The sequence below is a fragment of the Auritidibacter ignavus genome, from assembly GCF_029853775.1.
GTDB lineage: Bacteria > Actinomycetota > Actinomycetes > Actinomycetales > Micrococcaceae > Auritidibacter > Auritidibacter ignavus.
Map to the genome: position 1 here is coordinate 1785083 of NZ_CP122564.1, position 22919 is coordinate 1808001.

The following is a 22919-nucleotide window of genomic DNA, read 5'->3' on the forward strand; positions in this document are numbered from 1 at the left end:
CTTTACCGTGCAGCAGCCTCAGCTGTTTCGGTTTCACGCTGGGTCTGGGTCGCGTGGTACTTTTCGTAGAGGTTTTCCATGGTCACCGGAGCCAGCTCGTGCATGGTCTCTTCGAGATCAGGATCGATCGTGGTGGCACCGGCGGGCATACTCTCCGCGGCCACCTCGGCGATTTCCTCCGGAGGACCGTCGGCCAGTGGAACGAACTCCACCTTTTCGGCGTGGGTCACCATCCGCTCTCGCGTGGTGTACAGCGGGTGACAGGTGGTAATGGTCAACCACTGGCCCGATGCCGGTCCACCGGGATCCAACGGGTTGGGGTCCAGGACCTCAATGGCGGTGGGAAGCACAATGTGGTTTTGTTTCACCTCGTAAACCCACCAGCCGTTAGCGGTTTGCAGATACATCCGGTCGCCTTCGACCACCTGGTCCATATCCCACAGGATTGAGCCGTGGGTTTGACGGTGCGCAGCCATGGCCAGGTTGCCTTCTTCGCCAGGACGGGGAGAATCCGGGTAGCGCCCCAACACGCCCTGATCGATGACCTCCGGACTAACCCCATCAAGCACCGGTGAGGACCAGTCTGAGCCCAGGCGTGGCACGTAGAGAATGCCCCACGCCTCTGCGCCGTCACCAACCTCGGCCGGCACCGCTGGATCCGGACCATCGCCGGTAAACATCCCGTCGTAGTTGCGTTGGAAGTCGTCGATGACCTGTTGCTGGTGGGCATCAGCCTGCCGATTGGCATCCAGGTTGGTCCAGTACAGTTCCCAGACCACGAATAGCAACAGGAACACCCCGGCGGTCACCAGCAGTTCACCTAAGACACTGACCACTGTGGGTTTGGCTGGACGCAAGGACCGACGCATCTTCTGATAGCTACCCGGGTGATAGTAGCCACCTGAGGGCTGACCGGACACGTCATCGTGGAACCGGCGACCGGGGCGAGGCAATCCGCCTCGGCGGGGGTGTGTGGCGTGTGTGCTCATGTTCTTCTCTCTGACCAGGCGAGCTCAACCAGTAGGTAGAATGTCGTCCTGGACCATTCTATGTCCGACCTACCACACTGTCCGCAATATCCACGTCAGGAAGTCCTGTGACGAACTCAGATCCAACTCGCCGTGAAGTGCTCGGAGAAGACATCGAACCTGATCCGCTACCGGTTTGGTACAAGGTGATCATGTTCGGACTGATGATCATCGGTCTGATCTGGATTATCGTGTATTACCTATCCGGAGCCACGCTGCCGATCCAATCCATCGGCGCCTGGAATATCGTGGTGGGCTTTGGGATCGCCATTATCGGTTTTTTGATGACCACGCGCTGGCGCTAAACCCACCGGTCGTTATCCACAGTGTGGATAGCATCTGTGGAGAATCACAGGATTGTAATTACACAGCTGGTATTTACTCCACATCGGTGGACAACCCTGTGGATAAATTCGCTCGTTACAATGTGATGGACAGTGCGCCGACCCAGGTCAGCACCACCAGCACCACGAAGACCGCGGCAATGGCCAGCCAGGTGCCCAGCTGAGCCACCGCGGTCGCGGATAGACCGCCGGAAACGTTTGGCAAGGTGGGGTCAGCCATGCGCTTGCTGAAGAGTTGGTGCAGACCCAGCATCAGTCCGGCGGTAAGACCCCCGGTGATGAGTCCACCAATGTGGCCCTGCCAGGAGATATTGCTACCCACGAAGGAAATCACCAGGTTCAACACGATCAACGCGGTGATCGAAGCCAGCTGTCCTCCGGACTGGCGTAGCAGAATGAACATGGCGGCAAACAGGCCGTAGACCGCACCGGAGGCACCGACAACTGGAACATGAGGTTCAGAGAGAAACAGCACGGCCACCGAGCCGCCGAAAGCGGACAGTAAGTACAGACCCAGGAACCGTACCCGGCCCAGGGCCGGTTCCAGCGCGCGTCCCATCATGTAGAGCACCAGCATATTCATCAGCAGGTGTACCGGGTTGGCGAGGGAGTGCACAAAGGCCGAGGTGATCATGCGCCAGGGCTCAAAGGGGAGCCAAGGGTATTCCAGTGCTACCGCCGAGGTATACACGCCGGCATATTGGAATAACTGAGTCACGCCCTGCGGTTGCGCGACAGTCACCCACTGCAGGATATAGACCACCACACACAGTCCCATCAGACAATACGTCACCCAAGGCGTATCACTGCGCCGAGTGGTGCGGGCACCCTGGTTCTGATGCACGCAATCGGCGCACAACACGCCCACCTCGGTGGGTTGTTGGCATTCGCCGCAGGCCGGTCGGCCACAATTCTTACAGCGGACATAACTGACCCGGTCCGGGTGCCGGTGGCAGACCGGTTGTGGTTCGGAGGCAGAAGAGCCGGGCGAGGCACCATATTCCGGCGGGTTCGAATCTGAGGTGGTCATACCGGGAGTCCTTGGGTGGGGTCGTTGTGGTCACAGCACAACACCGCCGATTCCACCATCAGCGCGGAACCGGCGGTGTAAGCTCATCAGTGATCGGCTGGATTTAGAGCTCGGTGATCTCGATCGAGGAAATCACCACATCATCAACCGGCTTGTCGTTCCTGCCGGTGGGTACTGCGTTGAGTTGGTCGACAACCTGCTGGGAGGTGGGATCGGTGACTTCACCGAAGATGGTGTGCTTGCCCTGCAGCCAGGTGGTCGGCACTGAGGTGATGAAGAACTGGGAGCCGTTGGTGCCCTTGCCGTTACGGATACCGGCGTTGGCCATCGCCAGCTGATAAGGCTCGTTGAAGGTCAGTTCGGGGTGAATCTCATCGTCGAACTCGTAACCGGGACCACCGATCCCCTGACCCAGCGGGTCCCCACCCTGGATCATGAAGTCCTTGATGATCCGGTGGAAGATGGTTCCGTTGTACAGCGGGGTACCAGATTTGGTCTCACCACTGGCCGGGTCGGTCCACTCCTGCTCGCCGGTGGCCAGGCCCACGAAGTTCTTCACGGTCTTTGGAGCGTGGTTACCGAACAGCTCGACCACGATATCGCCGAGATTGGTATGGATGGTCGCTTGGTGCGTTGCAATTGAACTCATGGTTTCTATTCTTTCATGACCGAGGGATTTCGGGGCGATATCCGCGGTGAGAAAAACCCGGTTTACGATCCAGCCGTACTGGAGCACATTCACACCCGGCTAACACACCGCAGTCAGAGTATCCTGTTTCCTGTTGTCATTCATGACTTGTCGCGACATCTTTCGTGGCCACGCACTCACACAATAGAAGACTGCGAGATTCCCGCGTAGGCTAGGGATGAAGCTAGTGTCCCTAATGGAGGCGAGACCACGATGTCGAAACGTTCTACTCAAAAAGCCGCACGTCAGGCCGAGAAGAAGCTGAAGAAGGCTTCTGGGTCGGTCCAGTCGACTTTGGCCGATAACTTCGAAAACGCCAAAGAGTGGGCGGCTCCAAAGGTGGAGAACGCCCTGAACTGGGCGGGAGAAACCTTCCAGGACGGCGTGGAGAAAGCCACCCCGCTGGTTCAGCGTGGTGTGGATAAAGTCTCCGAGGCTCTTGAGGCCGCTCGGACCAAGGTTGTCGAAGACTACGCACCAGCTGCCACCGAACAGCTGGCTCAGGCTGCCGAGAAAACCGCGAACGCCGTATCCGACCACGATGTTCCGGCACCGGTGCAGAACGTGCTGGAAACCGTCACCGGCGATAAGAAGGCCTCGAAGAAACTGAAGAAGGCGCTGGAGAAATACACCAAGTCTGCCGAGAAGACACTGCAGAAGCAGCATAAGAAGGCCAAAAAGGAAGCCAAGAAGTCCAAGGCTGGTAACAAAGTCTGGATCTTCGTGGGTCTGGCCGTGGCCGCCTCGGGTGCTGCTTTCGCCATCTACCGCTTGACCAAGCCTGTCGAGGATCCCTGGAAGAACCCGACCCCACAGCCGATCGCTCAGGGCACTCCCGCTACTCCGGGCGCACAGCGCTCCGGGCGGAACGCCGAGCAGAAGCCGGCCGCTCAGCCGGCTGTCACGTCGGAGACCGGCTCGAACGAGCAGGATCAGAACACCACCGACGTGACGATCGATACCTCCGCGTCCTCCCAGCCCTCCGGCGCTCACGCCGCCGAGAAGAAGTAACACTCACGGCGCAGTAAGTACCTAACCCCACAGTGGGGGCTATGCTCCACCCCCACTGTGGGGTTAACGGCCGGATGTCGCCAATGGTTGATAGGTCTCCAACCCGTCCGGCATGGACCGCAGATACGCGACCTTGAGATCGGGGAGTCGGTGCTGGTAACGCTGATGCATCACGCTGATAGCATCGGGGTTTTGATCAATCATCACGAAATGACGTCCTAAGCGTCCGGCCACGGCACCGGTGGTGCCGGACCCGGCAAAGAAATCCAGCACAGTATCTCCGGGTGCTGAGGAGGCCTGAACGATCCGGCGGAGGATGCCTTCTGGCTTTTGGGTGGCGTAGCCGGTTTTTTCTTTCCCCGTCGGAGAGACAATAGTGTGCCACCACACGTCAGTGGGTAATTTACCTCGTGCTGCTTTTTCAGCGGTCACCAGTCCCGGGGCCATATAGGGTTCCCGGTCCACCTCTGCACTGTTGAAGTAGTACTGCTGGGGGTCTTTGACGTAGACCAGAATCGTGTCGTGTTTGGCCGGCCATTTCTTCTTACTGCGGGCACCGTAGTCATAGGCCCAGATGATCTCATTGAGAAAACAGTCCCGCCCGAACAGAGCATCCAGCAGCACCTTGGCGTAGTGGGCCTCACGGTAGTCGAGGTGCAGGTAGAACGTACCGGTGGGTTTCAACAAGCGCCAAGCCTGTTCCAGCCGGGGCACCAGGAATTCCCAATAGTCCTCAAACTGATCGTTATAGGCATACAGGTGACCCTTGATGGTCTGGTAACGAGCGCCTTTAAATCCTCGGCGGGTGCCCTCAGCCGACCGCGTGGTGGCCATATTCTGCCGGACTTGGCGTTTTCCGGTGTTAAAGGGTGGATCGATATAGATCAGATCGATTGATGCATCGGCCAGTCTTTGCAGTAGCCCCAAATTATCCCCCAGAATCACGGCGTGAGGATGCTGTAGGGAGAACCGGTCGGCGTTTGTCATGCCTCCAACTCTAACGGCGCCGGCTGTAGCCTAGAGACAACTGTCACGTTAGCTGGCGTGTTTATCGCGTCCGAAAGGAGCCATGGTCATGTACTTCATTGTGGTCCGTCACGAAGTCAAGCCTGAGTCTGTTGAGAAGTGGCCTGACATTGTGCAGGAGTTCACCGAGCCCACGCGCGCCGAAGAAGGGAACCTCTTCTTCTTCTGGTCCAAATCATTGGAGGCCGATAACGAGTTCATCCTCATCGAAGGGTTCACCGACGACGGTGCGGCCCCACATGTGAACAGTGAGCACTTTGCCAAGGGGCTGGAGACGATGCGTCCGCATCTGCTGTCGACTCCGATAATTATCTCCCGCCAGGTTGAGGGCAACGGTTGGGACGAGATGGCTGAGCAAAAGATCGAGGGCTAACCTCTTGTCCGGTTACTGGCCGGAAACGTAAGCTGTGCCACATGAGCAGATCGAGTCTGCGTCGGGCTCTGCGCAAAGCCTCCCGACGCCTGCGCGGAACCGGTACCCGCTCGACGGTCACCCGTGACGACGACGAGCTATTGCCGTTGCCGATCAAGTCGGCCCCGATCAATATTGCCCGGCAAATCGCGTTGCGCGCTGCTAATGTTGGGCTCACCTCGCTGTACAGCATTTACCGGCTGGACCCGGCCCTGTAGCGGCTGACCGCCAAGAACTATCATCCTTGTCTGGAACGGTTCGCCAAGCTCAACGCCTGGATGATCTGCCAGCATGCCTCCCTGGACGTACCGGCCTACCAGGATTATTTGGTCCGCAACGACTATGAATTCAGCTGGTGGGATCTGGCCTCGTATCCGCCTACCTCCAAAGACGACTATGTCAGGGCCTATGGTGAAGCCAGTCGGTGCTGGGACGGTGAAATCGAGGTGGCCGGCACCGTCGTCGATGAGTCCTCAGGTTCTACGGGGACCCCGTTCAACTGGATGCGGTCCAAGGACGAAACCGCAACGGTACATAAGAATGTCGCCGGCTATGTGACCATGCTCTTTGGTGGCAAGAACTTGTTCTGCATTAATGCGTTCTCGATGGGTGCCTGGGCGACCGGGACCAATACCGGTCAGGCCATGGCCAAAATTGCGATGGTGAAGAACACCGGCCCGGACCTGGAGAAGATCCTGGATACCCTGCGCCACTTCGGACCACGATTCACCTACCTGATCAGCGCCTATCCACCGTTTTTGAAGCATCTGAAAGATCTCCTCGATGAGTGCGGAGACGAATTCGCCGAGTACACCATCAACGGGTTCGTTGGTGGCGAGGCCATGACCGAAGGGCTCCGGGATTACGTACTGGGCACCTTCGACCGGGTCTATTCCGGCTATGGTGCCTCCGATCTGACCATCGGCATGGGTGGCGAGACCGATCTGAGCATCACCTTGCGCAAAGAGTTGATCGCTAATCCCGCCTTCCGCACCGCGCTGTTGGGCCAGAACGAGACCAGAACCCCCATGATTTTCCAGTACAACCCGCTGGAAACCTATATGGAGACCACCGACGAGGGTGAATTGATGGTCACCATCAATTCCTCGGCGGTGATGAGCCCGCGGTTGCGGTACAACATTGGCGACGAGGCGCGGATCCTGTCCTTCCCCGAGATGGTGCAGATCACCAGCGCCTTCCCGCAACTGGTCTCCCGGCTCAAGGAGGCTTACCGGAATCAGCAGATGAAATTGCCGTTCCTGCTGCTGTTCGGGCGGAAAGACTCCACGATCTCCTATATGGGCGCCAATATTTATCCGCTCGATGTGCAAAACGGGCTGTATCGAGACCCCGAGGCGGCCAAGGTGATCGATTCTTTCCAGATTGAGCTGATGGAAATCGGCGATTTCGAGCACCGGCCCCGCATGCACATTCAGCTCCGCGATCCCGAGACCTACCCGGCCGCCCGGTTGGACCAGGTCGCCAAAGATCAGCTGGCCGATCAGCTCTCCGAGCAGGTGTTGGACCACCTGGCTTCGGTCTCTCGCGATGTAGCGGTGTCGTTGACCGAGGATGCCTCGGCGGCAGAAATCCGGGTGGTGGTCCACGACTTTGGGACCGGCCCCTTCAGCGACCCGAACACCAAGATCAAGAACGTCTACCTGACCCGAACCCAGCACGACGAGAGACAAAGCTAATGCGCACTCGAGATTTTTCAGCCTGCAAAGCCCCCAAGCCCGGACCGGTTGCCTGTTTCTCGGTCAGAATGAGTACCGCAATGTCGCTGCCTTGATCCAACAAATTCTGGTCTGGCCGCCCCTGGGACGTCGACTGCGCAATGCGCCGGGCTATTTGTGGCACCGTAGCTATTTCGAGTTCCCGCTACGTATCGGTCTGGTGGTGGCCTTCGAGTCCCGGTCGGCCCTGATGGACACTCCGGCCACCTACCCAGCGGTCCCAACGCTAATCCGGTGGTGGGCGGATTCATTCGGATTCTTGAGGCCGACGACATCGGATACGCCAATGGCACCTGGTCGGCCGAGCATGACCAGCTGCAGGTACTGACCGAGTGGTCCCGCCCGGCCCCCGGGGAGACCCCACCACCGGTGCTGTCTCGGGCTGCCCGCGCCACCATTCAGGGCGTGGGGATCGCGACTTCCCTGGCCAAAGCACTGGTGGGCTCCGGGGTCGACACCATTCAGCGCCTGCGGGACCGCCGTGACGCTACGGTGTGAAGAGCTACTCACCCCGCACCGGGAGCTGAATCAGCTGGTCGCCGACCCTCCCGTCGGTGCCGGCTGGCGAGACAAGATGGTGCCCGTCCTCGCCGATGACCTGCGCGCCTGGCTCACCGGACACCACCCCGAGGTGGATTGGTGCCGGATGCTGGTCGTCCGAGAGGACACCACCGGCCAGATCCACGCCCACGCCACCATGCACGCCTCACACACCGTGGATGCCAAGCTGAGCGGTTCGGGCTTGCTGAGTGGTGGACCGGCCCTATATTTCGGGGCGCTACTGTACCGGAACCGAGCAGCACTCCGAGCGCTGCTGACCGGGATCCACGCCCGGGCAGAACAGCAGGGTTTCCGCCAGATTTTTGGGCCGGTCAGCCTACTGCCGAACCAGACCGGCGGGGCCGTGCTCTCTGGATTTGAGCACCCTGGTTTCTTCGACTCGACCTACAACGACCCCGTCCTAGTGGATGTGGCCGAAGAGTTCGGTTACACCACGGTGTATCCGGCTGCCACCTGGGAACTTCCGGTCGCAACCATCCCGGACCAGTACCGAACCCCGCCCACGGTCGAGGAGTACCGGCGGGCCGGAGTGCGCCCGCGGAAAGTCACCCGCTGGAATCTACGGGGCCGATCCGGTGTGGTAGAACACCTGCGGGCCGGGCACAATGCGGCCTTTGCCCAGCTTCCCTACTACACTCAGATCTCCCCGGCCCAAATGAGGGCTCAGGCGGCCGGCTTAGAAGTACTGATGGATCCCCGGCTCGTTGTGATCCTCGACCACGACCTGTCCCCGTCCGCATCAACAGGCCCGGCCAGTTTTGCGCTGGTGGTCCCCGATCCGGTGAGTATCCTGCGCTCCCATAACGGCCGTCTGGGCCCTCGCCAGCTGGCCGAGCTAGCCGGAGAGAAACTCCGCCCGGTTCCACACCGCACCAGTTCGTTGCGCGATGCCGTGTTGATCACCCAGGGCACCGACCGCAGCTTCAGGGACGGGGACTGCTCTCCTTAGTCTCCCGCCAGTTATTTGCCCAGCTCTCCGCTGCCGGCTACCGCACCCTGCGGGTCACCGATATCGGTGAGGATAACCCGGCGTCGGCCGAGGTGTTCCGCCGGGCCGGTGGCTACCGACTCCACGGCATCGGTTTCCTCACCACCTCGGTACAGGCCATCACCCAGCCCGACAGCTCCGGCTGGGCCGATCGACTCCAGGGCTGGATTCAGATCGCTGGTCGGGCCCCCTCAGCCCACAACACACAGCCCTGGAACCCCCTTGTTGACGCCCCCAAGAAAATCATCAACCTGGGCGTCCACCCGGAACGGCGCTTAATCTACGGTGACCCCACCGACCGAGACCTCTATCTTGCTCTGGGCTGCTGGATTGAATCCCTGAAAATTGCAGCCAGCCAGGACAGTGAGAACCCACACCGGCTCAGCATCGAATCTGTCACTGGCTCGGGCGCCAACACCAGCATCCGGCTCCGGCTACAACCCCTCGCCGCACCGACCGATGACTTCAGTGCCGAGGATGTGCTCTCCCGTCGGGTCTATCGTGGCATGCTGACACCAGCGTCGGATGTTGTGGCCACGGCGCTCGCTGAATTCCCCCAGGCGGTCGAATTCACCGACCCCCGCATCAGCGACCTGGAAACCATCGCCTCGAGACATTTGAGCTCCTCGCCCGAGCTGATCCGCGAACTCACCGGATGGTTACGCCTGGATCCGCACCATCCGCGGCGTCACCTCGACGGGCTCGACGGCGGTTGCCTGCTGCTACCACCGGCAGTGCAACGCCTGGCCCGGGTGGCACGCACTCCACTCGCCGACATCCTGGCGACACCGCTCTCGGCCACCTCCCGGATGCTAGCTAGGGTTCACACCCGCTTCAGGTCCCCCGGCACATCCACCGCGGAACATCACACCCAAACCCGTGGCACACCCGTGCTGTTTTCTGCCCCCGCCGAGAGTCCCGCCCAGATCATCGACGCCGGCAGAACCTTGCACAGGTTGTGGTTACGGTTGCACCAGCTCGGGTTATCCGTGGCACCGGCCACCGAAATGATTGACGCACCGGCCACCGCGTCCTATCTCCACCGCTGGGTCACATCCCACGATCAACAATCCCAGCACAACCACCGACCACTGTCCTATTTCCGGGTGGGAGTTCCCGCATCCACGCCGCCACGTTCCGCACGGATGACCGGACGCTAGAGGAACCGGTTTCAACAAACTTGGACACCTCCCTACCCGATTGGCTGCATCGCTTACGCGCCATCGACGTGCCCGGCCTCATCACCCCGCGACATACCCCACCCTGGTGATCCAACACCAGTGACGCAAATCGCCCGACGATATTGTCGATCTCCTCGAGGACCACCGCCGGCACGCCCGGAGGAAGTGCTGACATTACCCTGCCAATGACCCTTGCGAGGCTAAGGAGCCAGCGGCACCACCATGGGGCTACCGGATTGCGGATCGGGGAAAATCTCGCACTCCAAGTCGAAGACTTCATGCACCAATGCGGCGGTGAGCACATTGTGGGGTGCCCCGGTTGCGACAATGTTCCCGCCGGCTAAGACCACCAGCTGATCGGCGTAGCGGGCGGCTTGATTCAGGTCGTGAAGCACTGCCACCACACTGCGACGTTCATCGCGCATTCGGCGACAGATCGTCAAGACCTCGATCTGGTGGGCTAGATCCAGGAAGGACGTCGGCTCATCGAGGAGCACGTACTCGGTGTCCTGGGCGAGAATCATTGCGATCCAGGCACGCTGACGCTGGCCTCCAGACAGTCCTGCGACCGGCTGGTCGGCCAGGGCAGTCACGTCGGTGGCGGCCATAGCCGTTGCAATCTTTCCGTCGTCACCGGCCACCCATTGGCGCAGTGCCGAATGGTAGGGGTGGCGTCCTCGAGCGACCAGCCCACGGACCGTGACCCCATCGGGGACCACCGGATCTTGTGGAAGTAATGCCACACGACGGGCAATCTGTTTAGAGCGGTACCGGTCCAAGGGGCGCCCATCCAGGCTCACGTGACCGGCGGAGGGGGTCAGGGTCCGGGCCAAGGTTTTCACTAACGTGGATTTGCCACAGCCATTGGGCCCTACGATCGCGGTGAATTGTCCGGCAGGAACCTGGAAGTCCAGATTCTCTAAAACCGGTGGCTTCCCGCCATAGCCCACCGTGATGCCCGTGGCCTGTAATGATGCCTCTGCTAGCGATGAGGTGCTCATCGAGTGGACCTCCTCCACGTACTGATCAGCAAGTATCCCAAATACACCCCGCCGACACCGGTGGTGATCACCCCCACCGGGAGCCCGTCAAATAGCGGGACGTGTTGAACCAAGAAGTCAGCGGCCAACATTATCAGTGCACCCACCAGGGCGGACAGAAACAGGTGGGGGCCCGGGGTGCGCGTGGCTTGGCGTGCAATATGTGGCGCCGATAGCGCCACGAAGGCAATCGGTCCGGACACAGAGACCGCCATGGCGGCCAAGATGACCGCAAGCACAATCGCCCAGGCGCGCGTGCTGGTAGCCGAGCTACCCAACGTATCGGCCAGTTCATCGCCCATATCCATCGGAGTCAGGTGGTGGCTGAGGGCGATGACCGCCGGGATCAGCACCAGCAGGGCGATGCCGATGGTCGTGGCGTGTTCCATATTTCGTGCCCCCAGTGACCCAGCAAGGTAGGCGGCGAGCTGGGAGGCAGAATCCCGCACATCCACAGCCACCACGTAGTGGGTGATCGACAGCGACATCGCGGCCACACCGATTCCGGTCACGATGACCCGAGAGGGGGAGGCAAAGCCCAAGCCGGTAGAAATCCACACCAGTCCGACCGCGACGGCCGCGCCGATGAGAGAACCCACCGATGCGGAAACCATCCCGGGAAAGAACATGGTCGCCACCGCCACTCCAGCACCAGCTCCAGCGCTCAACCCGATCACATCGGGGCTACCCAGCGGATTACGGGTGACCGTTTGGAACAGCGCCCCGGCGAGTCCTAAAGCAATACCGACGCCGATAGCGACTAATACCCGGGGGCCACGGAGGCGTTCAAGCACAAAGATCGTGCTGGGTTCAGCCTCCCCTCTCAGCAGCGCGCTCAGTTCGGCCGGCCCAAGCCCCATCGGCCCCCAAGCCACAATGCCCGTTGCCAAGACCAGAATAACCAGAATCGACACCACGGCCAGTACAGCGCTCCGGGGGCTGTAGGGAATGGCCACAATGTTGCCGAGGGTCAACATGTTCTCGCCACGTCGTAGCGTGGGGCGTGAACGGGATGGTGCGGTGGTCATACTGCCACCTTTCCGCGGCGTACCGCCACCAAGAGAAAGGGAGCACCCAGAAAGGCGGTCACGACACCGACCATGAGTTCTTCGGGCCGGGTGATCACCCGAGCCACGACGTCGGAGGCCAATAACAGGGAGGCTCCCAGCAGAATGGCAACGGGTACCTGCTGCCGAAAGTCACCACCAACCAAGGACCGCACCAGGTGCGGGGCTGCCAACCCGATGAATGCGATAGGTCCCACCGCCGCGGTGGCGGCTGCTGCCAACAGCGTGGCCGCCAGAATTCCTCCGGCACGGATGGCAACGACTGGGGCCCCCAGCGACACCGCCACCTCATCACCCAAGGCCAGGGTGTTCAGCCCCGGGGCAAGGATCACGGCCAAGAGCAGTCCAAGGATCACCGCGGGCAGTACGGCCCACAGGGTTTCGAATTGGGCTCCAGCCAAGGAACCAACTACCCAGTGCCGGTAGGAGTCGAAAACCTGTGGCCGCGTGAGCACCATGGCTTGAATATAGGCGGTCAGCACCGCCGAGACCACGGCCCCCGCTAGAATGAGGGGCACCACCGATTGGCTTCCGGACGACCGGCTGAGGACGTAGACCAAGACCACCACGACGATGGCCCCGGGTAATGCGACCAGCACCGTGGCGGGCCCGACCGTAGCGGAGAACCCGAAGAACGCAACCGCGGTGACCACAGCGGCTGAGGCCCCCGTGGTCACACCCAGCAGACCGGGTTCACCCAGTGGGTTACGCGTGAGACCTTGGATAATCACACCCGAAACGGCCAGGGAGGCACCGACGGTGGCACCGACCACGGTGCGTGGCCAGCGAGCTGCCAGAACCTGTTGTAAGTGGGCGTCACCGCCACCGCGCAACACGTCAATTACCTCGCGGAGGTCATTCTCCCGAGACCCGTAGGCGATTGATGCGGCACTGGCTAGCAGCAAAAAGAATAGGCACAGAACAGGTGCGATCCAGGCTTTCACTCGGCGTCGTCAGCGGAGCCTTCACCCTCCACATTCTCGACCGCTTCATCGATCATCGGCTCGTAACGGTCCAACACCCAGGGCACCGTCAGCGGGCTAATGATGGAGGATGCGGTTACAAAGGATTGGTCGGTCGGTGCTACCACGGCACCGTTGTCGATCGCCGGAATTGAGGCGTAGAGGTCCTGTCCTTCCGTCTCTTCGCGATTGTCCTCATCGGAATACCAGGTGAAGATCAGATCGGAGTCATTGAGCATATCAGCGTTTTCGAGTCCGATCATTGCCGAGTCGGTCCCTTCGACCTCGAATTCCTTCATGTCCTCAACTGCCGGATCCACTTGCAACCCGAGCTTGCTCACCATCTGGACGCGCTGCTCTCCGGGGAAGAACACGCCGAGCGTTCCTGGTCCATCGTTGTAAATATAAGAGAACGTGTAGTCAGACCATTCCTCGTGACTATAGTCTTCGAATTCCTGCTCGATCTGATCAATCAGCTCCGGGGCCCGTTCTTTTTCGCCCAGTGCGGTAGAGACGGTCTCAATCTGTTCTTCCCAGGTGATGGTCCAGGGCAACTCCGGATAAGCTACCGTCGGTGCGATATCGTCGAGCAGGTCGTACTGCTCCTGGGTAATACCTGACCACGGTGCGAGGATGACGTCGGGTTCAAGATCAACAATGGCTTCGATATCAAGTTCTGTACCGCCGGTGAACTGTTCGGGCAATTCATCACCGACCTCTTCCACGGCTTCATGGATCCAGGGCAAGTAGCCGGTGTCATCAGCACCCCATGGGTATTCCTCAATACCCACCGGGGTCACACCTAGGGCAATGGCCGTCTCCGTCGAGCCCTGACCAAGGGTCACGACGCGCTCGGGCTTGTCCTCAATAATTGCGGTACCCAGGGCATGTTCAATCTCCACGGTTTCGAATGCACCGTTGTCCTCTGCCTGGTCATCTGGCCCGTTCTCACCACCGCAAGCGCTGAGTGTCAGAGCTAAAACAGCAGTTCCTGCCACAACAGTTATTCCGTGTCGGGTCTTCTGCCAATGATTCATGAAATCCCTTTCTAGGTAGTCAAGGCCAAACAGCGCTTGCTGAGGACACCTCATCGAGCCCACGGTGTGTATCTACTCGACCTTAAAGTTTAGGGTACACTTACTTTGTTATGCAACATCAATTGGATGTTAGAAAGGTCGGCAGAACTCAAGCTGGCGACGATGTCGATCTGCACTCACAGCCACGACCATCACACACATCAAAGCGGCGATCACCACACGGGCGATCGCCTCTTAAAAACAGCCGGATTAGCTGTGAAACTCAGTTGCGCTGCGCAAGCTCCTAACGCAGCACCTGAATTTCCTGGCGAGTACCAGCGGTATTCTGCACGGTGCGAATCGTCGCGATGAATAGCTCCAGCACCACACGGAACAACACGAGCTGAATGACGGGAAAGATCCACCCAAACAGCAACCACAATATCCCGAACGGCGCGGCATCTGTCCCCATCATGCTAAATGCTGGCACCAGCCAGCCAAAGATCAGCGACATGGCGACCAGAACGATCATCAAAATTAAAGATAAACTTCGTGAATTTGATGGTTACAAAGCTATCGACCGACATATCAAACAGAAAGGCAAAGACGCCTCTGTCTTCCACGGACGTTCGCGAGTTAGGGGGCTTAGGGCCGGACTGGCCCGGGGTGGACTGGTGGGCCGCCCCCTGCGGGTCACCTATATCGGTGAGGATAACCCGGCGTCGGCCGAGGTGTTCCGTCGGGCCGGTGGCTACCGACTCCACGGCATCGGTTTCCTCACCACCTCGGTACAGGCCGTCGCCCAGCCCGACAGCTCCGGCTGGGCCGATCGGGTCCGGAGCCGAAACCCAGATTCTGTTGGCGTGTGAACCCACTGGCGTGGCCGAACCGGGGGAATTCACCGGCTGGTTACGCCTGGATCCCCATCACCCGCGACGCTACCTTGACGGGCTCGACGGCACCTGTCTCATGCTACCCGAACCGATACAACGGATTGCCCGACTGCTACGCACTCGCTGGGCGGATTCACTGGCCCCGGCGGTGGCAACCCTGAGTCGAGCCACCGCGCATCTGCCCCGTTGCGCCGGGAAACCTCAAGCCGGTACCCCGGTTCTGTTCTGCGATCCCGCGCAAACCCCCGCCGAGATCATCGTGGCCGGCCGGAGACTGATGCGCCTGACCGGGCGGTGACCGGCCCGCCCGGACTGAGGGAACACGACAGATGGGGCCTAGAGAACGAGCGTGGCAGCCGCGAGCGCTCCGGCCAGACCCCAGCTCGTCAAGGACCCGATGAGAAATTCTTCCGCCCGGGCCCCGATCCGACGATCGGCGGAAATTTCGGGAAAGCGCACAATCCCTTTGGCGGCAATCAGGGCTGCCACAATGCCTTGGGCACCCGTCAAGGCCAGCACATAAATGATGATCCGTTCCAACGGACCGATGATACGACCACCTCGCAGTGAGGAGGCTGTGGAGCCTTCCTCCTCCGGGGGCCGGTGTTGGCCGGGCATCTCGTGACGCCCGGTAAGTTCCAAAACACTGCGCACCACTTCATTGCCGGTACTGGATAAGAACACCAACGATCCGGTCGCCATAACGATCGGGCTGGGCTCGTGATCTCCAGTCGCCCACGTGACACCGAAAACCACGGCCAGTAGCACGACCAGCACTGGACCACGCCAGATCAGGTGGCGTTGGCTAGCCACCATCCAGACGAGAGCGAGCACGACCGCCACGGCTGCGTGCCACCAGTGGGTCACGACCGTGGCACCAATGAGGGTCAGTAGCCACCACACCGTCGCGATCAGCCACCGGGCCGGCATCCGGCGGATGAACACGGCCAGTAGATCACTGACCCCGATGACTAGCAGGGCACAACCAAACATCATGATGTCTCCCCCGCCAACTCGCGATCTAACCGTAACAGCATAGCTGCCCCAGACCGATGCACGGCTTTGGAAACTGCCGCCTGGCTGATTCCTTCGGACTGGGCGATCTCCCGTTGGGTCACCCCGTGCAATAAGGCTCCGGCCATGCGACGTTCGCGGGACTTGAACCGGGCCAGTACCTGGTCAACGGCCAGAAATTGAGCGTTAACCGCCGCCGCCAGGTCGGCATCCTCCCCGCGCAGGCGGTGTCTGACGGCAGGTAAGGATTGCTGGAGCACCTCGGCTTCGTTAAGGGCTTCCCGGGCTGCGATCCAGCCGGGCCCGTCATGAATTGGCCCGGTGACGCTACGAGCAATCGTCGTGATACGTCCCATGCCCACTCCAGCACGTACCTGGACCTCTGCCGGCAAGAAAAGATGCACACGGTACAGGCTTCGCACCGCGTCCTGCCACGAGAAGTAGACCGCTTGGAACTCGTCGCCCACTGTGGCCCAGGCCGGATGGTCGGGCACAATCTGCTCTTCGATACGGGCAAAAGCATCCATGATCACAGAATGGGCCACGACACGATCGGGAAGATCACGGGACCCCACGATGTCGAAAATCACGGGAACGCTCGTCATGTATATAACCATAACAGTTATATAGAGGCTAGTATAACTATTTTTGAGGTGAACTTCTCGGTGCGTTCTGCGATCGGGCGCGGGTCAGGGAAGATCTCACACTCGGGGCCAAAGACCCGGTGGACCAACTCTGCGGTGAGGAGCAGGGCGGCGGGATCTTCGGCAATGAGTTTGCCATGACCGAGAAGCACCGCGGGCAGTATCGCCCAGTGGGTGTCAAACCATGCTCCGGCCAGGCTCAGCGGTACGACCGATTCGCTACCGGAGGACCGACTTAGCACCGAGACCAGGATCACCACGGCGATGGCACCGAGTAATGCGAAGAAGGCAGTAGCCGTTTACCACCGCGACGCAGGCCCCGGTGGGCATCCGGGGTAGCCCTGGCCCTTCCAGCGGGTTGCGGGTCAGCTCCTGGATAAACAGCCAGAGTAGCACCGACCACTGCCCCGACCAGGGCGGGTGGCCAGCGGGCTGCCAGCACCTGCTGTCAGGAGGCGTCGTCGCCACCGCGCAGGACAGGTGCGAACTAGTGTTTTACTCGGCGTGGTCCGCGGAGCCTTCGCCCTCAGCATTCTGGACGGTCTCATCGATCATGGGTCTCGTATCGGTCCAGCACCCAGGGCACAGTTAATGGGCTCATAATGGAGGATGCGGTCACCAAAGACTGGTCGGTGCCACCACAACACCGTTGTCAATTGCCAGAATCGAAGCGTAGAGATCTTGGCCTTCGATCACTTTCCGGTTTTCCTTATCGTCATACCAGATAAAACTCAGATCGGGATTCTTGAGCATATCGATGTTCTCGAGTCCGATCAGCGCCGAGTCTACGGTCAAACCGAATTTGCTCTCCATCGGGACGCGCTACTCTCCAGGAAAGAGCAGGCCCGGTGTGCCTGGTCCCTTCTGGTATATACGAGAAGGTGTCGTTGGACTATTCCTCCTAGCTACGGTCGTGAAATTCCTGGTCGATCTCTTCGATCAGCTTCGGGGCCTGGTCTTCTTCCCCCAGAACGGTGGCGACGGTGTGAATCTGTTCTTCCCACGTGATGGTCCACGTCAACTCGAGACAAGCCGCTCTCAGACCGATATCGTCCAGCAGGTCGTACTGCTTCTGGGTCATACCTGAGCGCGGTGCCAGGATCACGTCGGGGTCGAGATCAACAATGGCGTCTCCGCTGAGCTTCGGACCCACTCATAGCCCCCGAAGGCGCTAAGTGTCAGAGGCACAACAGCGGTTCCGACCAGAGTGGTGAGTCTGTTCCGGGTCTTTTCCCAACGATTCATGGGATCTCCTTCGAGGTAGCCACGGTGGGACGGTACCGGTGCCACCTCACGACACCTTGTCGACCTTACAGTGTGTGAGTACTCGACAACACATCGACGGCAAGTCTTATATCGTTATGCAAGACCAATAGATAGTTATCAGGTATCCCGAGGGAATCGCCGTGACCGCAGAAAATAATCACATCCACCACGAACGGTGCCGGCACACTGCCAGCGACGGGCAGGTTAGGATCCTGCCCGCCGCATCACCGCACAATTAGTTGAGTGAAACGTGCCGATTCCAGGAACGGTGGGTGCGCCACATGACGATGACAAGCGTGAGGATCGTTCCGACGAACACGCCGAGTGGCATGATGGCGCTGTCACCATCGGCAAAGGCGATCTCGAGGGTGTTGATGACCACCAGCTGCGGTGTTCCATCGTCACTAACAACAGTGAAGTCGAATCCCAACGGAATAGCCAGTATCGCAAGAAAGATAATGGCTTGGCTACCGACGTAGGTGATCACGGCCATCAAAACCAGGCCACCAATGCCCATTCGACCGAATGGACCCTCGCTACCGACAGAGGCGATGAATGCGTACATCACCGGCCAGGTGAAAAATATGAATAGCACCACGATCGGCAGGTACACTCCGAGGAGCAATGGTAGCGGGATGAAGTCGCTGATAGCCTCTAGTCCCGAGCCCAACGCCACGAACAAGTTCGGCTCCTCAGGGCCCAAACCAGCAGCGGTTGGTGAGCTCGCAAACGTGAACCAGGCGGCCCAGAACAGCAGGAATCCGATGATCAATACGACCGCCGTCGCCAGCATCATGTGCAATAACTTCGTCCAGAAGATAGTTGCGCCTTTCACCGGAATCGCGTGAGTGAGGTAGCCTCCACTGCGAAACCCTGAACACCAAAAGTCGATGGCGAGGGCGATTTGAGTCGCGGGCACGAGCGCCACGATCGGTAACACGATCAGTGGTGGCCCGAAGTGACTCACGACTGGCAGATTGATCCACATCAGCAGCGTGCCTAAAGCACTCGCCGCGAGGGCGCCACCGATGATGATCGCAAGCAGAACGCGGGTGCGGATGAACTCGTGTTTTAAGAGTGTCAGTGTCATCGGAATACCTTTCGGAAAAGCTGGTCGATACTCAGACCGTGTTCAGCGCGCAGATCGTCGGCGTTGCCGGTGAGCGTGATACGACCGTGGCGCATGAACACCACCGTGTCGATAGCAGGTTCAAGGTCGTGGATGAGGTGAGTTGACATCACCAACAGTGAGTCGGGAGCCAGGTTGTTGAGGACGGTGTCGAGGATCTCGTCGCGCGCGGCCGGGTCGATACCGCTGATCGGTTCATCAAGCAGGTAAAGCTTGGCCCGGCGGGACATGGTGAGCGCGATCTGGATCTTCTCGCGCATACCCTTCGACATTTCGCGCAGTTTCATGGCTCTTCACAATCGAGGGTGTAGACGGGGCTTGAATCCTCCGCTCTCGAGCAAGGACCTGGCGATGTAGTTGGTGAGATTCCGGAAGCCCAGGGCGGATCCGCGCAGGTGTTCGAGTCGTCCGTTGATGGCCTCGGTGGGTCCGTTGGAGGTTCCGGGGCGGTCGAAGTAGGCCAGGATGTCTGCCGCCCTTTTCTTCAGCGTCCTACCCAGACCGGCCAGCTCGATGAGCTTGGTCGGCACTGCCCGGCCCAGCTTGGCGATCAGCTGCTCCATCATCGCCCTGCCCTCGGCCCTGTCTGTCTGGCGGTAGGCGGCGACCATGTGCTGGTAGAACGCCCACGTGGCCTCGACCTCCACATGCTCGTCAGCCTCGAAGAGGTCCTGGATCCTGGAATACTGCTTCTCGGTGAGCAGGTCGGCCCCGGTCAGCAGGGTCCGGCGGGCCTTGTAGAGCGGATCCTGTTTGCGGCCCCGGTGGCCGTTCACCTGTTGCTGGACTCGCCGGCGGCATCGCTCGAGCGCGTCTCCGGCCAGGCGGACCACATGGAAGGGGTCCATGACCGTGGTGGCTTCGGGGATCTCCTCAGTGGCTGCGGTCTTGAAGCCGGTGAACCCGTCCATCGCCACCACCTCCACGCCATCCCGCCAGGAAGCCGGACGCTCGGCCAGCCAGGTCTTGAAGGCCTGTTTGGAGCGGCCCTCGACCATGTCCAGCAACCTCGCCGGACCGGTGCCGACGCGCAGTGGTGTGAGGTCGATGATCACGGTGACGTACTTGTCGCCACGCCGGGTATGGCGCCAGACGTGTTCATCCACGCCGATCGCGGTGACCCCGTCAAACCGGGCCGGGTCGTCGATGAGCAGACGCTTGCCCTCGGCCAGCACGGCGTCGTTGGCGGTGTTCCACCGCACCCCCAACGCCTCGGCGACCCGGGCGATGGTCAGGTGCTGCACGACCAGAGCTTCCAGGGCCCAGCGCAGGGCACGGCGGGAGAGCTTGGCCTTCGGCTCTGCCGCGGCGGTGGTGTCCTGGCGCCAGACGTGGGCGCAGTCGGCGCACCGGTAGCGCCGAACCGTGACGTGCAGAGTCGTGGGCCTCCAGCCCAGCGGCTCGTGCGCCAGCCGGCGGATCACCGTGCCCCGCGCGGTGCCCTGAGAACCACAGCGGTGACACCACTCATCTGGCTCCACCACCCGACAGGCCAGTACCGCCCGCCCGGGCTCCACCCGTTGCCCGGTAGCTTGAAGGCCGAGCTCGTCCAGCCGGCAAAACTTGGTCAGGTCACAGTCGTCGAAGGTAGCGTTAGGCACGTCGAGGTCTTTCAGATGGCTTGTGTAGGAACTTCCACCATCGGAAGGCCTCGACCTCTATCCAGCTATCGACGCGCCACTTCCCCGAGACCCCCGTCTACACCCTCGATTGTGAAGAGCCACAAAACCCAGGACGGTTCAGTGTTTTCGGACAACCCGACCACACCCTTTCCTTCAACTCATCAAGAGACCGCGCAAAACGGGCGCGTACCACTAAAAAACGGGCGCGTACCACTAAAAAACGGGCGCGTACCACTAAAAACCCGGACACCACACCAGCAACCGGGCACAACAAAACCCCGCACCACAAACGGGTACGGGGCAGTGAAAAGTAGATCTATGCCACTCGCTGATTCAACTCACGCAAACGCGAAATATCCTCGATGGCAATCTCATCATCCGGATCATCCTCATCAAACATCTGAGCAACCTCATCCAAGAGTTCCATCGGAACACGAACGTCTTCTTCTAAAGCCAAGGTCAGACAAAAGCCAACAGCTAGAGGAATTTCCCTATGTTCTGACAAACTCAGCGCAATTTCCATAGTCGTGTCTTGATCCCCCACCACGGGAAGAAGGATATCCCTCAATGAAGAGAAAATCTCAAAATAGGACCTCATATATCAATCTTACTCTGGGTGTGCCGTAGAAATGAATCTCATGCCATTCTTGCGCCGACTCGTCACAACTCGCACAACAACACCGTCGACAGACTTCCTATGTAACGTACGATGACCACGCACAAGCGCTTCACCATGATCTAGCACCTCTTCAATCGCGCCTGCAATATCGTCTCTTGACCAGTCTTCAGGGAACTCAGTGCGAGGCACACCTCGTTCCTTCTCAAAAATCCACCCAAATCCTGGATAGTGGCCGCCCTTGCCCTTCGGCGCTTCCGAAAAACTTTTATTATCTCGTTCTCCGTAGAGGATGTGGTTCCATTGCTTCGAATCAAGGGGCTCAAATCCTTCAGGCTGGAGTTTTGGCGGGTTTTCCGGATTCCTAGGTGTAGTTCCCCGGGAGGTTGTGAACACTCGCGGGGAATTACAGCTAGCCTGCCATAATCGGTCGGACTCAGCGACGGCTGCGGCGCTGGATTGGCCTTCCGGTGCTTGTGCACCCAGTTACCCAAAGCGCCGGGATTGATCTCCAACTCCCTAGCGACCTGGGCCATCGAACGGTCAGACTGCAAAACCAACTGCACCGCCTCGGCCCTAAACTACGGACAGAACTGCCGCCTCCAACTAGCTAACATGATCTCGATCCTCTCATCTCAAAAAACTGTCCAAGAACCTAGATACACCCCAGATCGCGTGCTCCCGGTGACGGGTGTGGGCCTCCGCGCGTCGGCGCAGAATCCGGTCCAGGGCCCGCACCCCTCCGAGGGTGTCGGAGATGACGACATACAACTGGTCCGGATCTCTGACCGCCATGGTCGCGTCCGCAAGATCTCGCAAGGCAGTGTTGGCAACTTCTGCGCTCTCGGCAGGATGGGCAGGCGTAGGCATCACGGCACCTTCTTTCGTCTCCGGTGATGCCCCTCAGGTACACCCGACTCGTCAGACCTGTCGGCACAGTGGCAGAGCGGCGGTGAACGCCTTCGCTTGCTGTCCGACTAGCTTGCGGGTCTCACAGGAGGACTGGATCGCGGCCTTGGTGATCGCCGAGACCGCCGCATCGAGATCCTCAAGCGTGTCAGCGGTCACGGAGACGGGACCGCTGTAGCGCAACACCCCGTGCCCGGCGGTGAGGTCGGTCTGCTGCTCCTGGTACTCCGCGTTCTGGGAGGCGTCCTCGATCTGCCCGATCCGGGCCCGCTGGGCGTCGTCCGAGACGTATTCCACCTTCTTCTTGCGGATATCGCGGGCGGCCTGATCGGTGCGCATCGGCGTGACGATGAGGGAGAACGACCGCAGCACTCCCGTCGACAGCAACACCGGGGCGAGGAAGCCTGGGTGGACGAGAGACCTGGGCCATTCCGAAACCCATAGCACCGCGTGATAGGCGGAGTCCGTGCGCAGATGCCCCCAGGCCTCGTTCACGGCGACCAGTCCGGCCGTGGCCAGTTCCTGGCCCAGGTCGCCATGACGGTCCAGGGTCGAGGCGATCGCGGGATCGTAGGCGGAGCGGAGGATGACGGCGATCTGTCCGGTGCTCAGCCATTCGGTGAATGACAGGTCCGCGGCCCGCAGTGCCGAGGTCATTGTTCTCATCTCCTGTCGCAGCACATTCGCCCACCCCGGAGTCCGCCACCACTCCTCGATCTGATTCAGATCGGTTGTC

General features: G+C 60.2%; 30 protein-coding genes and 2 pseudogenes. 10 read left to right on the forward strand and 22 right to left on the reverse strand.

Features of this window, described 5'->3' with window-relative positions; translation table 11 throughout:
* Positions 1 to 2: 2 nt before the first annotated feature.
* Entirely contained in the window at positions 3 to 989 is a 987-nt protein-coding gene (locus QDX22_RS08140; protein ID WP_110101469.1) for a class E sortase, read from the reverse strand.
* Between the two features lie 107 nt (positions 990 to 1096).
* Between QDX22_RS08140 and QDX22_RS08145 the strand changes: the two genes are divergently transcribed.
* Entirely contained in the window at positions 1097 to 1333 is a 237-nt protein-coding gene (locus tag QDX22_RS08145) for a cell division protein CrgA (RefSeq protein WP_233488049.1), read from the forward strand.
* 115 nt (positions 1334 to 1448) lie between these two features.
* Here QDX22_RS08145 and QDX22_RS08150 read toward each other — a convergent pair whose 3' ends face one another.
* Positions 1449 to 2402 carry a rhomboid family intramembrane serine protease gene (locus QDX22_RS08150; protein WP_233488047.1) on the reverse strand — a complete coding sequence of 318 codons (954 nt, stop codon included), beginning with the start codon at positions 2400 to 2402 and terminating at the stop codon, positions 1449 to 1451.
* 103 nt (positions 2403 to 2505) lie between these two features.
* Positions 2506 to 3051: a peptidylprolyl isomerase gene (locus QDX22_RS08155; protein WP_110099277.1), complete on the reverse strand. Its 546-nt coding sequence runs from the start codon at positions 3049 to 3051 to the stop codon at positions 2506 to 2508.
* A 252-nt stretch (positions 3052 to 3303) separates the two neighbouring features.
* On the opposite strand from QDX22_RS08155, the gene QDX22_RS08160 reads away from it, so the two are divergent.
* Positions 3304 to 4101: a hypothetical protein gene (locus QDX22_RS08160; RefSeq protein ID WP_110101468.1), complete on the forward strand. Its 798-nt coding sequence runs from the start codon at positions 3304 to 3306 to the stop codon at positions 4099 to 4101.
* Between the two features lie 63 nt (positions 4102 to 4164).
* Here the strand turns inward: QDX22_RS08160 and QDX22_RS08165 are convergent, their stop codons facing one another.
* Positions 4165 to 5088, reverse strand: a complete 924-nt coding sequence (locus QDX22_RS08165) for a DNA-methyltransferase (protein WP_110101467.1) — start codon at positions 5086 to 5088, stop codon at positions 4165 to 4167.
* A gap of 88 nt (positions 5089 to 5176) precedes the next feature.
* Between QDX22_RS08165 and QDX22_RS08170 the strand changes: the two genes are divergently transcribed.
* The 6 genes from QDX22_RS08170 (at position 5177) to QDX22_RS08195 (ending at position 9984) form a co-directional block, all read left to right on the forward strand.
* Positions 5177 to 5500, forward strand: coding sequence for a putative quinol monooxygenase (locus QDX22_RS08170; RefSeq protein ID WP_279718192.1), 324 nt, complete (start codon positions 5177 to 5179; stop codon positions 5498 to 5500).
* A gap of 41 nt (positions 5501 to 5541) precedes the next feature.
* Positions 5542 to 5757, forward strand: a complete 216-nt coding sequence (locus tag QDX22_RS08175) for a hypothetical protein (protein ID WP_233242951.1) — start codon at positions 5542 to 5544, stop codon at positions 5755 to 5757.
* Positions 5758 to 5817: 60 nt separating this feature from the next.
* Positions 5818 to 7236: a phenylacetate--CoA ligase family protein gene (locus QDX22_RS08180; RefSeq protein ID WP_233242950.1), complete on the forward strand. Its 1419-nt coding sequence runs from the start codon at positions 5818 to 5820 to the stop codon at positions 7234 to 7236.
* Between the two features lie 276 nt (positions 7237 to 7512).
* Positions 7513 to 7773: a hypothetical protein gene (locus QDX22_RS08185; protein ID WP_110099204.1), complete on the forward strand. Its 261-nt coding sequence runs from the start codon at positions 7513 to 7515 to the stop codon at positions 7771 to 7773.
* Positions 7757 to 8785 carry a hypothetical protein gene (locus QDX22_RS08190; RefSeq protein WP_110099203.1) on the forward strand — a complete coding sequence of 343 codons (1029 nt, stop codon included), beginning with the start codon at positions 7757 to 7759 and terminating at the stop codon, positions 8783 to 8785. Before QDX22_RS08185 ends, QDX22_RS08190 begins: the two co-directional genes overlap by 17 nt.
* Positions 8786 to 8877: 92 nt before the next feature.
* Positions 8878 to 9984, forward strand: coding sequence for a nitroreductase family protein (locus QDX22_RS08195; protein WP_110110712.1), 1107 nt, complete (start codon positions 8878 to 8880; stop codon positions 9982 to 9984).
* A 221-nt stretch (positions 9985 to 10205) separates the two neighbouring features.
* Here QDX22_RS08195 and QDX22_RS08200 read toward each other — a convergent pair whose 3' ends face one another.
* From QDX22_RS08200 to QDX22_RS08220, 5 genes are all read right to left on the reverse strand, one after another.
* Positions 10206 to 11006: an ABC transporter ATP-binding protein gene (locus QDX22_RS08200; protein ID WP_110101464.1), complete on the reverse strand. Its 801-nt coding sequence runs from the start codon at positions 11004 to 11006 to the stop codon at positions 10206 to 10208.
* The gene (locus tag QDX22_RS08205; protein WP_183145630.1) at positions 11003 to 12073 is read right to left on the reverse strand and encodes a FecCD family ABC transporter permease; all 1071 of its coding nucleotides are present in this window, start codon (positions 12071 to 12073) and stop codon (positions 11003 to 11005) included. The genes QDX22_RS08200 and QDX22_RS08205 overlap by 4 nt, the downstream gene beginning before the upstream one ends.
* On the reverse strand, positions 12070 to 13056 hold the full coding sequence (locus QDX22_RS08210; protein ID WP_110101463.1) for a FecCD family ABC transporter permease: 987 nt from the start codon (positions 13054 to 13056) through the stop codon (positions 12070 to 12072). The genes QDX22_RS08205 and QDX22_RS08210 overlap by 4 nt, the downstream gene beginning before the upstream one ends.
* The gene (locus QDX22_RS08215) at positions 13053 to 14111 is read right to left on the reverse strand and encodes an iron-siderophore ABC transporter substrate-binding protein (protein ID WP_110101462.1); all 1059 of its coding nucleotides are present in this window, start codon (positions 14109 to 14111) and stop codon (positions 13053 to 13055) included. The genes QDX22_RS08210 and QDX22_RS08215 overlap by 4 nt, the downstream gene beginning before the upstream one ends.
* 283 nt (positions 14112 to 14394) lie before the next feature.
* The gene (locus QDX22_RS08220) at positions 14395 to 14622 is read right to left on the reverse strand and encodes a DUF4282 domain-containing protein (RefSeq protein WP_110101461.1); all 228 of its coding nucleotides are present in this window, start codon (positions 14620 to 14622) and stop codon (positions 14395 to 14397) included.
* Between QDX22_RS08220 and QDX22_RS08225 the strand changes: the two genes are divergently transcribed.
* Positions 14603 to 14959, forward strand: coding sequence for a hypothetical protein (locus QDX22_RS08225; RefSeq protein ID WP_110110713.1), 357 nt, complete (start codon positions 14603 to 14605; stop codon positions 14957 to 14959). The two genes, QDX22_RS08220 and QDX22_RS08225, sit on opposite strands and share 20 nt — an antisense overlap.
* A gap of 10 nt (positions 14960 to 14969) precedes the next feature.
* Positions 14970 to 15281 carry a hypothetical protein gene (locus QDX22_RS08230; protein WP_110101459.1) on the forward strand — a complete coding sequence of 104 codons (312 nt, stop codon included), beginning with the start codon at positions 14970 to 14972 and terminating at the stop codon, positions 15279 to 15281.
* Positions 15282 to 15319: 38 nt separating this feature from the next.
* On the opposite strand, the gene QDX22_RS08235 is transcribed toward QDX22_RS08230, so the two are convergent.
* The 13 genes and pseudogenes from QDX22_RS08235 to QDX22_RS08285 all read right to left on the reverse strand — a co-directional run.
* Positions 15320 to 15979, reverse strand: coding sequence for a hypothetical protein (locus tag QDX22_RS08235; RefSeq protein WP_110101458.1), 660 nt, complete (start codon positions 15977 to 15979; stop codon positions 15320 to 15322).
* Positions 15976 to 16602: a SatD family protein gene (locus QDX22_RS08240; RefSeq protein WP_158278489.1), complete on the reverse strand. Its 627-nt coding sequence runs from the start codon at positions 16600 to 16602 to the stop codon at positions 15976 to 15978. Before QDX22_RS08240 ends, QDX22_RS08235 begins: the two co-directional genes overlap by 4 nt.
* A gap of 17 nt (positions 16603 to 16619) precedes the next feature.
* Complete coding sequence (locus QDX22_RS08245) at positions 16620 to 16901, reverse strand: hypothetical protein (RefSeq protein ID WP_110099198.1); 282 nt, start codon at positions 16899 to 16901, stop codon at positions 16620 to 16622.
* Positions 16902 to 17256: 355 nt separating this feature from the next.
* Complete coding sequence (locus QDX22_RS08250) at positions 17257 to 17454, reverse strand: hypothetical protein (RefSeq protein ID WP_110099197.1); 198 nt, start codon at positions 17452 to 17454, stop codon at positions 17257 to 17259.
* Between the two features lie 88 nt (positions 17455 to 17542).
* Positions 17543 to 17794 (reverse strand): ABC transporter substrate-binding protein, encoded by a 252-nt coding sequence (locus QDX22_RS08255; protein WP_110101456.1) that lies wholly within the window; start codon positions 17792 to 17794, stop codon positions 17543 to 17545.
* Positions 17795 to 18142: 348 nt separating this feature from the next.
* A complete protein-coding gene (locus QDX22_RS08260) occupies positions 18143 to 18997 on the reverse strand; it encodes a hypothetical protein (protein ID WP_110099195.1) in 855 nt (284 codons plus the stop codon).
* Positions 18994 to 19323 carry an AAA family ATPase gene (locus QDX22_RS08265; RefSeq protein ID WP_110101455.1) on the reverse strand — a complete coding sequence of 110 codons (330 nt, stop codon included), beginning with the start codon at positions 19321 to 19323 and terminating at the stop codon, positions 18994 to 18996. The genes QDX22_RS08260 and QDX22_RS08265 overlap by 4 nt, the downstream gene beginning before the upstream one ends.
* 6 nt (positions 19324 to 19329) lie before the next feature.
* Positions 19330 to 20637 (reverse strand): ISL3 family transposase, encoded by a 1308-nt coding sequence (locus QDX22_RS08270; RefSeq protein ID WP_117328628.1) that lies wholly within the window; start codon positions 20635 to 20637, stop codon positions 19330 to 19332.
* Between the two features lie 337 nt (positions 20638 to 20974).
* Positions 20975 to 21256 (reverse strand): hypothetical protein, encoded by a 282-nt coding sequence (locus QDX22_RS08275; protein WP_279672650.1) that lies wholly within the window; start codon positions 21254 to 21256, stop codon positions 20975 to 20977.
* Positions 21257 to 21265: 9 nt separating this feature from the next.
* Positions 21266 to 21466: an EndoU domain-containing protein gene (locus QDX22_RS12150; protein ID WP_370443909.1), complete on the reverse strand. Its 201-nt coding sequence runs from the start codon at positions 21464 to 21466 to the stop codon at positions 21266 to 21268.
* Positions 21397 to 21843: pseudogene (locus QDX22_RS12155) on the reverse strand (transposase); the annotation flags it as partial. The gene QDX22_RS12150 and the pseudogene QDX22_RS12155, both read right to left, overlap by 70 nt.
* 61 nt (positions 21844 to 21904) lie before the next feature.
* Positions 21905 to 22144, reverse strand: a complete 240-nt coding sequence (locus tag QDX22_RS08280) for a hypothetical protein (RefSeq protein ID WP_110100954.1) — start codon at positions 22142 to 22144, stop codon at positions 21905 to 21907.
* A gap of 51 nt (positions 22145 to 22195) precedes the next feature.
* Positions 22196 to 22893: pseudogene (locus QDX22_RS08285) on the reverse strand (SCO6880 family protein); the annotation flags it as partial.
* Positions 22894 to 22919 lie beyond the last annotated feature (26 nt).

Excerpts from the sequence above, each read along its gene's own strand:
- QDX22_RS08280 (WP_110100954.1), bottom strand. The coding sequence starts at position 22,144 with ATGCCTACGCCTGCCCATCCTGCCGAGAGCGCAGAAGTTGCCAACACT.
- QDX22_RS08180 (WP_233242950.1), top strand. The coding sequence starts at position 5,818 with ATGATCTGCCAGCATGCCTCCCTGGACGTACCGGCCTACCAGGATTAT.
- QDX22_RS08220 (WP_110101461.1), bottom strand. The coding sequence starts at position 14,622 with ATGATCGTTCTGGTCGCCATGTCGCTGATCTTTGGCTGGCTGGTGCCA.
- QDX22_RS08170 (WP_279718192.1), top strand. The coding sequence starts at position 5,177 with ATGTACTTCATTGTGGTCCGTCACGAAGTCAAGCCTGAGTCTGTTGAG.
- QDX22_RS08260 (WP_110099195.1), bottom strand. The coding sequence starts at position 18,997 with ATGACACTGACACTCTTAAAACACGAGTTCATCCGCACCCGCGTTCTG.
- QDX22_RS08250 (WP_110099197.1), bottom strand. The coding sequence starts at position 17,454 with ATGGAGAGCAAATTCGGTTTGACCGTAGACTCGGCGCTGATCGGACTC.
- QDX22_RS08205 (WP_183145630.1), bottom strand. The coding sequence starts at position 12,073 with ATGACCACCGCACCATCCCGTTCACGCCCCACGCTACGACGTGGCGAG.
- QDX22_RS08265 (WP_110101455.1), bottom strand. The coding sequence starts at position 19,323 with ATGAAACTGCGCGAAATGTCGAAGGGTATGCGCGAGAAGATCCAGATC.
- QDX22_RS08225 (WP_110110713.1), top strand. The coding sequence starts at position 14,603 with ATGGCGACCAGAACGATCATCAAAATTAAAGATAAACTTCGTGAATTT.
- QDX22_RS08150 (WP_233488047.1), bottom strand. The coding sequence starts at position 2,402 with ATGACCACCTCAGATTCGAACCCGCCGGAATATGGTGCCTCGCCCGGC.
- QDX22_RS08200 (WP_110101464.1), bottom strand. The coding sequence starts at position 11,006 with ATGAGCACCTCATCGCTAGCAGAGGCATCATTACAGGCCACGGGCATC.
- QDX22_RS08175 (WP_233242951.1), top strand. The coding sequence starts at position 5,542 with ATGAGCAGATCGAGTCTGCGTCGGGCTCTGCGCAAAGCCTCCCGACGC.
- QDX22_RS08275 (WP_279672650.1), bottom strand. The coding sequence starts at position 21,256 with ATGAGGTCCTATTTTGAGATTTTCTCTTCATTGAGGGATATCCTTCTT.
- QDX22_RS08160 (WP_110101468.1), top strand. The coding sequence starts at position 3,304 with ATGTCGAAACGTTCTACTCAAAAAGCCGCACGTCAGGCCGAGAAGAAG.
- QDX22_RS08155 (WP_110099277.1), bottom strand. The coding sequence starts at position 3,051 with ATGAGTTCAATTGCAACGCACCAAGCGACCATCCATACCAATCTCGGC.
- QDX22_RS08140 (WP_110101469.1), bottom strand. The coding sequence starts at position 989 with ATGAGCACACACGCCACACACCCCCGCCGAGGCGGATTGCCTCGCCCC.
- QDX22_RS08165 (WP_110101467.1), bottom strand. The coding sequence starts at position 5,088 with ATGACAAACGCCGACCGGTTCTCCCTACAGCATCCTCACGCCGTGATT.
- QDX22_RS08240 (WP_158278489.1), bottom strand. The coding sequence starts at position 16,602 with ATGACGAGCGTTCCCGTGATTTTCGACATCGTGGGGTCCCGTGATCTT.
- QDX22_RS08215 (WP_110101462.1), bottom strand. The coding sequence starts at position 14,111 with ATGAATCATTGGCAGAAGACCCGACACGGAATAACTGTTGTGGCAGGA.
- QDX22_RS08235 (WP_110101458.1), bottom strand. The coding sequence starts at position 15,979 with ATGATGTTTGGTTGTGCCCTGCTAGTCATCGGGGTCAGTGATCTACTG.